Raw genomic sequence first — 12,701 nt, 5'->3', positions numbered from 1 at the left:
ATTTAAAAAGTAACTATTATGGCGCAACCTTATGTTGGTGAAATCAGAATGTTTGCAGGAAATTTTGCTCCTGCCGGTTGGATGTTTTGTGAAGGACAATTATTGCCTATTTCAGAAAACGAAGTTTTATTTCAATTAATTGGAACTACTTATGGTGGTGATGGACAAAGCACTTTTGCATTGCCTGATTTACGAGGAAGAATACCTATTCATAATAATAGTGGCTCTGGTACTACTTACATCATAGGAGAAACAGGCGGTGTTGAAGAAATAACGCTCACAACCCAGCAAATACCTTCGCATAATCATGCTATAACAGCTACAACAGATTTGGCTAATAGTGCCAGTCCTGCAGAGGCTTACCTGAGTACAACTGCTACAGGAAATAAAATATATTCGACTGCTGCCCCAACAATAGCATTAAATCCTTCAGAGATAAGTCCTGTTGGCGGTAGTCAGCCTCATACTAATTTTCAGCCTTATTTGTGCGTTGATTTTATTATTTCACTATTTGGAATTTTTCCTAGTCAAACTTAATTAATTTAATAACCTAAAATATTCTCAATATGGCAGATCCATTTGTAGCAGAAATACGCATTTTCGGATTTAATTTTGCGCCAAAAGGTTGGGCTTTTTGTAATGGACAAATTTTGCCCCTTTCACAAAATACAGCACTTTTTTCGTTGTTAGGAACCACATATGGAGGTGATGGAAAATCTAATTTTGCACTTCCTGATATGCAGGAAAGAACACCTATGCATCCTGGTCAGGGCCCAGGACTATCATTACATGATTTGGGTGAAATGGGGGGCAGTGCAACCGTAACACTGTTAGAGTCAGAAATACCTGGTCACACCCATACTTTATCTGTATCTAATTTAAATTCTCAGGCAACAACTCCTTCTAATACAAGTTTAGGGCGTGGTAATCCGGTAAAGGTTTACATAACGGCGGGGCCTTTAGTAAAAATGGGCGATAACGCTATTACTGTAACCGGAGGAAGTCAGCCGCACAATAACATGATGCCTTATCTGTCAATGAATTTTTGTATTGCACTTCAGGGAATCTTTCCTCCAAGAGGTTAATAAATGATTGACATTGAATTTAAGTATAAAAGATATAAGCCTTCGAGCTATACTGGAACGTGATTTACCCGTTTTGTGTAAAATTTACGGGAGTACCAGAACAGAAGAATTAGATAAAGGTACCAATTGGAACCAGGAACAAAAACAATTTTTTATTGAACAACAGTTTTTTGCACAGCATGAATATTATCAAAATAATTATACCGGTGCAAAATTTTATATAATTGAAAAAGAAAATACTGTAATTGGAAGGCTATATATTGATTTCTTTTTTGAAAAAAAAGGTTTTAGAATTATAGACATTACTTTATTACCTGACTGGAGAAAAAAAGATATTGGAAGTGCTATTTTAAATGAAATTATTAAAAAAGCTGCCGAAAATAAAATGAAAGTGAGTATTCACGTAGAAAGTTTTAATCCAGCTATGAATTTATATAAAAGATTGGGATTCATAAAAATAAGTGAAACAAACGGTGTTTACCATTTAATGGAATGGAGTCCTGAATAGACAATAAGTAATAAATAGAAGGAATGGATATAGCTTTACTTACTTTAAACGATTTTGACACATTGATTAATACTGTATTTACATTTCGTATTTCAGACGAAATCCTGCTTAATGCAGAATTGATCGAAGTAACAAAACTGAATAATTTTTCGCCTTTAGAAAGAAATCCATTTTCAATTGTGTTTCGTACTGAACAAAAAAATGAATATTACGAACAAGGCATTTTTACCATTTTACATCCTGAAAAAGGCGATTTACAATTATTTCTCAGTCCATTAGGCTTTGATGATATTGGGATGAAATACGAAGCTGTCTTTTCTTAATTATGCTAACTCATTAAACTAAAAAAAATGAAAAAAAACAAACTCTTAATTATCATAATACTGCTGGGATTCCTAACGTTTGGGATGAAATATAGCGGTTTTATTAATGAAAACTTTGTTACTCCATTAGCAAAACAGTTGATAAAAACTGAAAAGGAATCTGTAAATAAGACAGCTGAAAGTAAAAAAAAATTATTTTCAAAGAAACAAAAAGTAACTGCTAGTACAGCGGCAGCAACTCTTTCTGTAACCAATGCTGTAGCGGTAAATGGAGGCGGAAATGCCGTACCCGGCTCACAATTAGATTTTACAGTAACCATTACAAACAGTGGTGCAGATGATGCATTAGGAACAACTTTTCAGGATATTCTGGATGCAAATCTAACATATGTTCCAGGCTCACTAAAAGTGACCCCTATTGCAGTAAATGATTCGTATAACTGTATTGGAAATGTAGGTATTACTGTAAATGCAGCCGGAGGAGTTCTGGCAAATGATGTTAGCCCCGACGGAACAGCTACAACAGTAACTGTTTTGGCAAATCCGACTAATGGAACTGTATCATTAGCATCAAATGGTTCTTTTACCTATAATTCAAATGCAGGTTATTATGGTTCAGATAGTTTTACTTATACGTTAACAAACACCAACGGAAAAACAAGTACTGCTTCTGTAAACATTGTAATCACTGAACCCATACATTTTATAAACAGTTCAGCCGCTACTAATGGAAACGGTACTTTGGCAAATCCATTTAAAACAGTTGATAATGCTGCCAGTGCAACAACCGGCTCTATTTTTATTTATACAGGTACCGGAAGCAGCGGTAATGCATTGACATTATCAAACAATCAAAAGCTTATTGGTCAGGGGGCTACAGCCAGTTTAATATCAATTTTAGGTATTACTGTACCACCTTACAGCAATCCGTTGCCATCAACTGGCGGAACAAACCCTACTTTTTCAGTTTTAAATCTTAAATTAAATAATGATGTTGAAGGAATTACACTTTCCGGAACAACAGCAACCATAGCCGGAACAAGCGTTGGTACTTTAAAAGTAAGAGATGTCAGCATTAATGGCGGAACTGCAATTGCTGTAAACATTGGTGGCGGAGGTGCGCTGGATTGTATTTTCAAAAGTATTTCAGTGAATGGTGCTACAAAAGGAATATCTGTATCAAATTCTACGGGAAGTTTTCAGGTTCTTGGTACCGGAACAACTGCAGGATCAGGAGGAACTATTCAAAATATAGCAAATAGAGGGGCTGAGTTTATTTCTTGTACAAACGTTACGCTTAAAAATATTAATTTTTTAAATTCAAATACATCTGGAACTTGCAGTACTCCGGCTGTTGATAACTCCAATTGTAATGGTGCAATTCATTTAAAAACAGTTACAGGAGTTACATTAGATAATATTTCAATTACGGGTACTAATAATTCAACAGGTATAAACATAAATAATGTCACTACTTTTTCACTTGCCAATAGTACTCTAACCGGTTGCGGAAGCAATACAGGGGATTCTGAAGTGGGTGGTATTTATGCGTTGAACCTTGGAGGAACCAGCTCTATAACAAACACAAACGTTAATGATTCATGGGGAAGAGGTTTTTACGGATACAATGGAATCCTGTCAACAAATCCAACTCTAAACCTAAGCGTTACCGGATGTCAGTTTAAAAATTCATTCAACAAGACAAACGGCGCCAGTAATTTTATCTTTCAGGGTTACGGGACATCCAATAATACTCTAACTCTTAAAGGAAATGATTTCTCTAACGCTAAAACATATGGATTACAATTAGATTTTGGCGGTGGTTCCACAAATAATATTCAGGTAGGAGGGAATCTTTTAGCAGATGGAAATACCATAAATGCTGCAGTTTCCAGCCCCGGCAGTAATGGTTTGCAATTGCAGTCTACAGGAACATCTACTGTAAACTACAATGTAATTAACAACACCATAAAATCAAGTTTTAATGGAAGCTTTACCTGCAACATTGGTAATCAGGGCACCGGAACTATGAAAGGCCGAATTAATAATAATACTATTGATGGAGGCGGAACAGCCTCTGTATCAAATGGTATCTCTGTTGCTGCTTATGGAAATGCCAAACATATTACAGAAATAGTAAATAATACAATTACCAACATCAGTAACAATGGTATTCTTTCTGAAGCGAACGATAATGGCTCCGTTGGTAATGCCCGTATGGATGCTACAATAAAAAATAATAATATTAGTATGGTAACCAATGCTTATGCACACGTTTCGGTAATTGCTATTGGAAGTATTGCTTCAAGTACTTTGCTAAGTGCTGCTAATATTAGTAACAATACAACGAATAATCCTGTTACAAACTTAGTGGCTACTTTTGATGTTTTAGCGCAAGGTACAAATAGCCAGATTATTTTACAGGGGACCTCTCCATATGCCAATGGTTCAGGTGATAGAACTGCAGCTCTTACAACATTTTGGAATGCTAACAATACCGGACCAAGAACCGCTATAGATGAAGTAGGCGGAGGAACAATATTATCTGGAACAGCTTTAGTTCCTGACAATCCATCAGCTTCAAAATTCTCTACTGCTCCCGTAATAGAAGAATCAACTCCGGTAACGGTAAATCAAAATAACAACGAAGTCAGTACTTTAACTGCTAAAAATAACAATACTTCAAAAATAACATCCGGAGAAACACTTTCTGTAGGACCATTTACTCTAGCAGCCGGAAAAAGTACAATAATTACATTTAGTGCAACTGTAAATGCGGCCAATTCATTACCGGCAAACACTTGTGCTGTAACAAACCAGGCATCTGTAAGTGGATCTAATTTTTCAACCGTAAATTCTAATATTACGACTACATCAATTAAACCGGAAAATGCAACATTTACAAATACCACAGAAAACATTCCTTGTTTGGGAACGGCGACTGTAACTTTAAATGCTACGTGTCCATTAGGAACTACTCCTACCTGGTATACCTCATTATCAGGTGGAACCAGTTTTGCAACGGGTGCATCAGTGACCGCTACCCCTACAGCAAACAATACCACATATTGTGTTGCTTGTGAAGCCGCTTATTGTGCTAGTGATATACTATTGGTAAAAACCGTTACCGGAACTCCGTCAACCTCATCATCGCAAACAATTTCTGCTTGTGATAGTTATTTCTGGTCAGAAAATGGTATTACTTATACAACATCCGGAACCTATACCAAAACTGTTGGTTGTGATACAAAAATTTTGAATTTAACTATAAGTTACTCATCCGCTATTAATACTGCAGTTACAGTAAATTCAGGTATTTTAACAGCTACTCAATCCGGGGCAACCTATCAATGGTATCAATGTCCGAATACTTTACTTTCGGGTGAAACGAACCAATCTTACACTCCATTGGCAAATGGTGATTATAAAGTTGATATTACTCTTGCAGATTGTACAGTAACTTCAAGTTGTATTACCATAAGCAATCTGGCTGTTGGCGATTTTGAACCAAATGAATTTAAAATTTATCCTAACCCAAGCAAAGGAATTGTAAATATTGTTACTCCTTATCAAGGAAATTATATTATCACAGATGCCTTAGGAAAAACCATAAAAACATTTGAATTACATGAAAATATAGTAAATACTTTAAATTTAGAAAACGTATCTGATGGAACTTATTTTATTAAAAATAGCACTGACAGTAACGTAAAAACTCAAAAATTACTCATAAAGAAATAGAATAAATTTAGTTTTTCAGGAACCCGAAATTATAATTATGATTTCGGGTTTTTTTATTTATATAAAAAATCTTACTTTTATCATCCCTAAATTTATATAAAAATGAAAAACCTATTTCTATTGGTGAGTTTTTTTCTATGTGTAGAAAATTATTCACAGGCAACAAAACCTTTCCCTGCCAATATTACTTTTAATAATGGCTTAATGGCAACGACAAAAAATAGTCAGGATGCCTCAAATAATTATGATACCTGGAAATCCAACTTTACAGTGGCCTGTACAAACGGAAGATGGAGAGTAAAATTTAATTCCACGGAAACTGTTTCAGAAGGAATTGCTTATGGAATGCTGTTAAGCGTTTACAAAGGCGATAAAGATCTTTTCGACGGTCTCTGGCTATACTATAAAGATAATGTTAATGCCAATGGTGTAATGAATTGGAGAATCAATGGGTGTTCAGGAATCAATGGTGCCAACGGTGCTACAGATGCCGAATTAGATGCTGCATTTGCATTGATTGTTGCCGATTATCAATGGGGAAGCATCGGAACTATAAATTATAAAAATGATGCAAAAACATTGATTGCAGCTATTAAAACCCATGAAGTTGAAGCCAATACATTTGTACTAAAACCCGGAGATGCTTTCGGTGGAAGTTCAATTACCAATCCTTCTTATTTTTCTCCTGCCTATTATCGTGCTTTTGGCGTTTTTACCAATGATACCGTTTTTTGGAATGCAGTTGCCTCCAAAGCTTATGATATCATCAACAATAACTTAACTCAAAATAATGCTTTAGGCGGACTGGTTTCTGACTGGTGTAACGCTTCTGGAAATTCTTTACAATCTGGTAATTATACTTATGATGCATGCAGAACACCATGGCGAATTGCAGTTGACTATTTATGGTATGGGACGCCCGATGCCAAAACCTATGCTAAAAAATCCTCAGATTTTGTTCGGATAAATGTTGGCGGATCTGCAAATATCAAAGATGGATACAACCAAAATGGAAATCAAATTGGACAATACCACAATGCCCCTTTTGTTGGTGCATTTGCTTGTGCCGCAATGGCTGGAGAAAATCAGGGTCACTTAGATGCATCTTATGCTGATTTAAAAAGCATAAACGAGCCAGACAATTACTTTAATCATACCTTAAAAACGCTGTATTCGTTTTTATTAACCGGTAATTTTTATTTGCCTCCGAGCGCAACTTTATCCAATAATGATTTTGATATTGAAGAATCTACAGTTTCGCTTTACCCAAATCCGAGTGCAGATAAATTTACTGTTCTGGCTCCTGAAAATTCATTAATTACAGTTTTCACTCAGCAGGGAAACCTTATTTCAGAACAAAAAACAACCTCTGAAAATACTGATATTAATTTAGCTAACCAATCATCAGGTTTGTATCTGATAAAAATCACAAGCGGTGCTAAAAGTGTCACCAAAAAAGTCATCATAAAATAACTTATAAACTAAAAACTCCCAAACTACATTGTAATTTGGGAGTTTTTTTATTGTTAAGATTCTTACTTACACTTATTTCTTTCAAAAATACGAATCAGCTGCTCTAATGCTGTTTTAGTTTTAAAATCTTCTTTTTCAATAGCGTTTATCAATTTTTGACATCCTGCAAACGCCTCTTTTGACATTTTTTTGATATTTGAACCGGTTTCCGTATGAACAGCGATGCCGGCATTTGATTTTAAAAACCCAAAATACAATTCATCGCTTTTTTTCTTACCAAAAAAATAGGTTGTATCTCCTGACTGACCTGAAGTTTTGCCTTTTACAGCATTATATTGCATCGTTCCAGCAAAATCAACACAACCAATTTTGATATCTCTGTCATAGAGAATGTAAAACCATTTTTTCTCTTTTGATTTAGAAAACTTTCCGGAAAATGCACCAGCAGAGGTTAAATAGAATCTTTCGGCTAAAAACTCATTCTCACCATCTGTATATTCTATTTTTTTGATAACATCACTTGCAATTTTTTCCTTTTTTGCTTTTTCATCTGTTTTGAAAATTACTTTAGAATCGCCATTTTCGACCATTTCGGCCAAACCTGCTTTTTTGGTTCCGTCTTCCATATACAAAACTGCCTGAATAAATTTAGCATGACCAATGGTCGAAAATAGAACTGTAATTGCAATTAAAATTGTTTTTTTCATAGGTGTGTTTTTTAAAATTTAGGGTTAATACAAATATATTCTTTTTTAAAATTATTTAAAAACTGTACTTTTAAAATTACAATACCATCATCAGTTGAATTCTCTTAATGTCTCATCAACTTTTACCTCAATAGCTTATCTAAAATATTATCTTTGAAAAAATTTATTTTATGAAAAAAAAATTACTCCTTTTTTTAATGACATTGCCTAGTGTAACGGCATTGGCTCAAGTCGGGCTTGAGCAGCATATTATAGTAGATAAAACTTTTGGATCCCAATCTCCAAAATCAACTTATGTAGCTGATATTGATAGAGATGGTTTTTTGGATATTATTTCAACATCATCCGATGAAGTTGTATGGTATAAGAATTTAGATGGTTCAGGTAATTATAGCAAGCCAAAGGTTATTACTAATACCCCAAGTAATAAACTGGATGTTGTAGATGTTGACGGAGATGGTTTTTTGGATGTAATTTTTACCGGAGGACCTAATAATGCAAAAGGAATATACTGGAGTAAAAATACAGATGGCCTGGGAACTTTTAATACACCTGTATTAATATTTGCAGTAACAACATTTGGAAATGGCTACAGTGACTATCAAGTGATTGATCATAACAATGATAAACATATTGATATCCTTTTTATATCATATCCTCAATATGGAGATACTTCTCTTAATTTTTTAAAAAATGATGGCAAAGGTAATTTTACAAGATCAATAATATTATCGAAATCTTTAAATTTTCACGCTACTGATGTGAATGGTGATAACTTACCTGACTTGATTGTTAGATATACAAATGAATTAAAAGTATTTAATCAAAACCCTGACGGCACCTATGCAGCTGCAAAAACCATTAACAGTTATTCTATGGAAAATCATTTTTCAAGCGGTGATGTAGACAATGATGGCGATCTTGATATTATAGCAATTTACAAAAATGGTCCTTCTGTTGTTGACATTAAATGGTATGAAAATAAAGATGGTTTAGGAACCTTTTCCGCTGCTAAATTTCTAGTAAATTTTCCAAATTTTACTAGTGAACTTGGATATTTTACTGAAGGACTAAAAGTGCTGTTTTGTTTAGAAGATTTTGATTCTGATGGTAAAGCTGATATCGTTTTCACATATACTGTAAATAATAAAATTATCTGGTTTAAAAACTTAGGAGAAGGTAAATTTAGTGCGGAGAATATTATTAGCACGACTTCTATTGATACCCAAAGTCTAGTAACTGGTGATCTTAATAATGATGGTAACAACGATATTGTAACTATTTCAATAGCTGAAAACAATATTTCCTGGTATAAAAACAATGGATTAGGAAAATTTGCCGATAAGCAAAATGTCTCTAATTATACACAAAATGTCATTACAATAGAAAGTGGCGACATTGATGGCGATGGTGCTATTGATATCATCTGTTCTTCGGGATATAACATTTCATGGTTTAAAAACAGTAATAATAATTTTTCTTCTAACAAATTGACTATTACCAATAATTACAATGCGAGAAATCTTTTAACTACAGACATAGACCATGATGGCGATTTAGATATTGTATTTACTTACCAGGATCAAAACGTTTTTCCTGTTATCAGTAAAATCCTTTGGTTTGAAAATGATGGAAAAGGTGCTTTTAAAGCAGTACAAACTATCCTGTCTACAGCTACTCCATACCAAATAAGATTTTATATAACGGATGTAAATAATGATGGTAGAAAAGATATACTTTACATCTTAAATAATGATACTGTCTATTTACTTAAAAATATTGGGAATGGTATTTTCGCTGAAAAAGAATTAATTCCTTATAATGATAAATATTACATTTATGGCTTTTATGTTCAGGATATGGATGAGGATGGCGACAATGATATCGTAATAGATAATAATTTGAAAGTAATTTGGTTAGAAAATATTGACGGTCTGGCAAATTACAGTATTAATCATATTTTAAACATTCCTGTAAAAGACCTTTCTAGTATTGTACTAAGTGATGTAGATGGAGACAATGACTTAGATATTATAGGTCAGTATGGAAATAAAATACGATGGTTTGAAAATTTAGATGGAAAAGGGAATTTTGGACCTAATAAAGAGATTGCTTCTACATCTTATTCTCAACCTCAAATATACACACTTGACATAGACTTAGACGGAGATGAAGACATTATTGGCACTGCTGTTGTTTCTGATTATAGAATTCCATTCAAGTGGTATGAAAATAAAGGTTCCGGAAAATTTGAAACAGGGGCAGAAATTCCAATTGAATTTAAAAATATCATCACCACTAAAATAGCAGATATTAATGGTGATGGGCGTCTTGATCTCATTACAGGTTCATATCTGGATGATAAAGTGGCATGGATAGAAAATTTGGGACCTAAGGGTACTTTGAATACCGAAAACCCTCCCAAAAATAATCTTCAGGCTTCTTTAAAAATATATCCCAATCCAACTAGAGATATCATTACAATTGAATTGAATGTATCCAATGAAAATAAATTGAAGGTTTTTGATATTAATGGGCGCTTTGTCTTTTCAAAAGAATTAAAATCCGCCTCTACACCTTTAAATATTTCAAATTTAGCTAATGGTATTTATCTGTTTGAAGTTTCAAATGAATTAGGAAGTGTAACCAAAAAAGTAATTAAAAAATAGTTCTTTATTTTGATTAATAAAAAAAGTCCCGAAATTTCGGGACTTTTTTCTGTTTTTACAATATCATCGTTAACTGAATTCTCTTTCTATCCTCATCAACCTCAGTAACTTTCACATCAACATGCTGATGTAATTTTACAACCTCGTTTACATCACTCACAAAACCGGCTTTCAATTGCGAAATATGGACCAGTCCGCTTTCCTTAATTCCGATATCAACAAAACAGCCAAAATTGGTAATGTTGTTCACAATTCCCGGCAAGATCATTCCGTTTTTTAAATCTTTAATTGATTTTACGTTTGCATCAAACTCAAAAACCTTAGCTGACTTTCTTGGATCTAATCCGGGCTTTTCAAGCTCTTTTATGATGTCTTTTAAGGTTAGTAAACCAATTTCAGGTGTAATGTAGTTTTCGGCCTTAATAAGCGCTGTTTTCTCTTTGTTGGCAATTAAGTCATTTACCGAAATTTTCAAATCTTTTGCTATCTTCTCCACAACCGGATACGCTTCAGGATGCACTGCCGAATTGTCCAATGGATTTTTTGCATTCGAAATTCTGATAAATGCTGCACCTTGCTGATACGCCTTATCTCCTAAACGAGGTACTTTTTTTAGCTGTTTTCTATCTTCAAAAGGCCCGTTTTCAGAACGGTATTGTACAATGTTTTCAGCGAGCTTCTCTCCTATTCCACTCACATAACTTAGTAAATGTTTACTGGCTGTGTTGATATTAATTCCAACTGAATTCACACATCTGATTACTGTATTATCAAGCTCTTCTTTTAATTTCGTCTGATCCACATCATGCTGGTACTGTCCTACTCCAATTGCTTTTGGATCGATTTTTACCAACTCTGCCAAAGGATCTGAAAGTCGTCTCCCGATAGAAACCGAACCACGAACCGTAACATCATAATTAGGAAATTCTTCTCTCGCAATTTTTGAAGCCGAATATACCGAAGCTCCGGCCTCAGAAACGATAAAAACCTGCAGCGGTTTGTCAAATGCGATTTTTTTGATAAAAAATTCCGTTTCTCTTGAAGCAGTTCCGTTTCCGATAGAAATTGCATCAATCTGATACGCATTGACCATCGAACGAATTTTTTTGATTGCCATTGCTTCCTCATTTTGAGGCGCGTGCGGATAAATGGTTTCATTATACAATAAATCGCCTTTTTCGTCCAGACAAACTACTTTACAACCGCTTCTGAATCCTGGGTCAATCGCCAAAATTCTTTTTTCTCCCAACGGCGGAGCCAATAACAACTGACCTAAATTGTTAGCAAAAACCTGAATAGAATTGGCATCTGCCTTTGCTTTTTCTTCTTGCAAAGTTTCATTTCCAATCGCCGGATTTAGTAAACGTTTGTAACTGTCTTCTATCGCCAGTTGTAAATGAGCCGTGGTACTATTTTGTTTTTTAATAATAATTTCATCAATAATATCGTATGCTTCATCCAAATCAACATCAATTTTCATCTTGATAAATCCTTCGTTTTCTGCACGAAGCATCGCTAATAAACGGTGCGCCGGAGCTTTTGTTAAAGGTTCTTCCCAATCAAAATACTGACTGAATTTTTGTGCTCCCTCTTCCTCTGCTTTCTTTTTAACTACTTTAGTAGCAATGGTTGCTTTTCGCTGAAACAATCTTCGCAGCTGCTTACGTACATAAATATTTTCATTGATCCATTCGGCTACAATATCTCTCGCGCCTTGCATCGCAGCTTCTTCATTAATTACATTTTTATTAATATATTGCGTTGAAATAAAATCAACATCGACATTACTTTCTGAGATAATGATTTTTGCCAATGGCTCTAAACCAAATTCGCGTGCGACATCGGCTTTTGTTTTTTTCTTCTTTTTGTACGGAAGGTAAAAATCTTCTATCTCTTGTAAATCAAAACTTTCATCAATTTTTTTCTTCAGTTCAGGCGTAAGGGCCTTTTGTTCTTCGATAGATTTTAAAACCGCTTCTTTACGTTTTATAAGTGTTTCGTATTCTTTTTGAAGCTTTGCAATCTGTTCAATTACAACTTCATCCAGATTTCCGGTTGTATCTTTTCGGTAACGGGAAATAAACGGAATGGTACAATCTTCTTCTAAAAGTTTTACCGTGTTTTGAATGTTTACTGGAGCCGTGTTAACGGATTTAGCGATAAATTGTATGTTAGTCATTTTTATTATTCTAATA

Annotated in this window: 9 protein-coding genes; 7 read left to right on the top strand and 2 right to left on the bottom strand. The window is 34.2% G+C overall.

Translation table 11 applies throughout. From position 1 onward, the window contains the following. Nucleotides 1–18 precede the first annotated feature (18 nt). The 6 genes from JE46_RS03335 to JE46_RS03310 all read left to right on the top strand — a co-directional run bounded on the left by JE46_RS03335 (nucleotide 19) and on the right by JE46_RS03310 (nucleotide 7,130). Complete coding sequence (locus tag JE46_RS03335; RefSeq protein ID WP_031453846.1) at nucleotides 19–537, top strand: phage tail protein; 519 nt, start codon at nucleotides 19–21, stop codon at nucleotides 535–537. Between the two features lie 29 nt (nucleotides 538–566). Continuing rightward, nucleotides 567–1,085 (top strand): phage tail protein, encoded by a 519-nt coding sequence (locus JE46_RS03330; RefSeq protein WP_031453845.1) that lies wholly within the window; start codon nucleotides 567–569, stop codon nucleotides 1,083–1,085. Nucleotides 1,086–1,098: 13 nt separating this feature from the next. After that, nucleotides 1,099–1,593, top strand: a complete 495-nt coding sequence (locus JE46_RS03325) for a GNAT family N-acetyltransferase (RefSeq protein ID WP_031453844.1) — start codon at nucleotides 1,099–1,101, stop codon at nucleotides 1,591–1,593. 23 nt (nucleotides 1,594–1,616) lie between these two features. Then, complete coding sequence (locus JE46_RS03320) at nucleotides 1,617–1,916, top strand: DUF6916 family protein (RefSeq protein ID WP_031453843.1); 300 nt, start codon at nucleotides 1,617–1,619, stop codon at nucleotides 1,914–1,916. A 27-nt stretch (nucleotides 1,917–1,943) separates the two neighbouring features. Beyond that, nucleotides 1,944–5,657 carry an Ig-like domain-containing protein gene (locus tag JE46_RS03315; RefSeq protein ID WP_031453842.1) on the top strand — a complete coding sequence of 1,238 codons (3,714 nt, stop codon included), beginning with the start codon at nucleotides 1,944–1,946 and terminating at the stop codon, nucleotides 5,655–5,657. A gap of 102 nt (nucleotides 5,658–5,759) precedes the next feature. Continuing rightward, the gene (locus JE46_RS03310; protein WP_031453841.1) at nucleotides 5,760–7,130 is read left to right on the top strand and encodes a glycosyl hydrolase family 8; all 1,371 of its coding nucleotides are present in this window, start codon (nucleotides 5,760–5,762) and stop codon (nucleotides 7,128–7,130) included. Nucleotides 7,131–7,192: 62 nt separating this feature from the next. Here the strand turns inward: JE46_RS03310 and JE46_RS03305 are convergent, their stop codons facing one another. Continuing rightward, nucleotides 7,193–7,837: a hypothetical protein gene (locus tag JE46_RS03305; protein WP_031453840.1), complete on the bottom strand. Its 645-nt coding sequence runs from the start codon at nucleotides 7,835–7,837 to the stop codon at nucleotides 7,193–7,195. Between the two features lie 170 nt (nucleotides 7,838–8,007). Here JE46_RS03305 and JE46_RS03300 point away from each other — a divergent pair, with 170 nt between their 5' ends. Then, complete coding sequence (locus tag JE46_RS03300; protein WP_031453839.1) at nucleotides 8,008–10,506, top strand: T9SS type A sorting domain-containing protein; 2,499 nt, start codon at nucleotides 8,008–8,010, stop codon at nucleotides 10,504–10,506. A 55-nt stretch (nucleotides 10,507–10,561) separates the two neighbouring features. Here JE46_RS03300 and JE46_RS03295 read toward each other — a convergent pair whose 3' ends face one another. Next, complete coding sequence (locus JE46_RS03295; protein WP_031453838.1) at nucleotides 10,562–12,685, bottom strand: Tex family protein; 2,124 nt, start codon at nucleotides 12,683–12,685, stop codon at nucleotides 10,562–10,564. Nucleotides 12,686–12,701: the final 16 nt, after the last annotated feature.

Source organism: Flavobacterium chungangense LMG 26729, from assembly GCF_000735715.2.
Classification (GTDB): domain Bacteria; phylum Bacteroidota; class Bacteroidia; order Flavobacteriales; family Flavobacteriaceae; genus Flavobacterium; species Flavobacterium chungangense.
The sequence above is the reverse complement of the archived record's forward strand: the minus strand, read 5'-3'. Positions and strand labels throughout refer to the sequence as shown.

Coding starts and splice junctions, on each gene's coding strand:
- JE46_RS03305 (WP_031453840.1), bottom strand. CDS start 7,837: ATGAAAAAAACAATTTTAATTGCAATTACAGTTCTATTTTCGACCATT.
- JE46_RS03295 (WP_031453838.1), bottom strand. CDS start 12,685: ATGACTAACATACAATTTATCGCTAAATCCGTTAACACGGCTCCAGTA.
- JE46_RS03330 (WP_031453845.1), top strand. CDS start 567: ATGGCAGATCCATTTGTAGCAGAAATACGCATTTTCGGATTTAATTTT.
- JE46_RS03310 (WP_031453841.1), top strand. CDS start 5,760: ATGAAAAACCTATTTCTATTGGTGAGTTTTTTTCTATGTGTAGAAAAT.
- JE46_RS03300 (WP_031453839.1), top strand. CDS start 8,008: ATGAAAAAAAAATTACTCCTTTTTTTAATGACATTGCCTAGTGTAACG.
- JE46_RS03335 (WP_031453846.1), top strand. CDS start 19: ATGGCGCAACCTTATGTTGGTGAAATCAGAATGTTTGCAGGAAATTTT.
- JE46_RS03315 (WP_031453842.1), top strand. CDS start 1,944: ATGAAAAAAAACAAACTCTTAATTATCATAATACTGCTGGGATTCCTA.
- JE46_RS03320 (WP_031453843.1), top strand. CDS start 1,617: ATGGATATAGCTTTACTTACTTTAAACGATTTTGACACATTGATTAAT.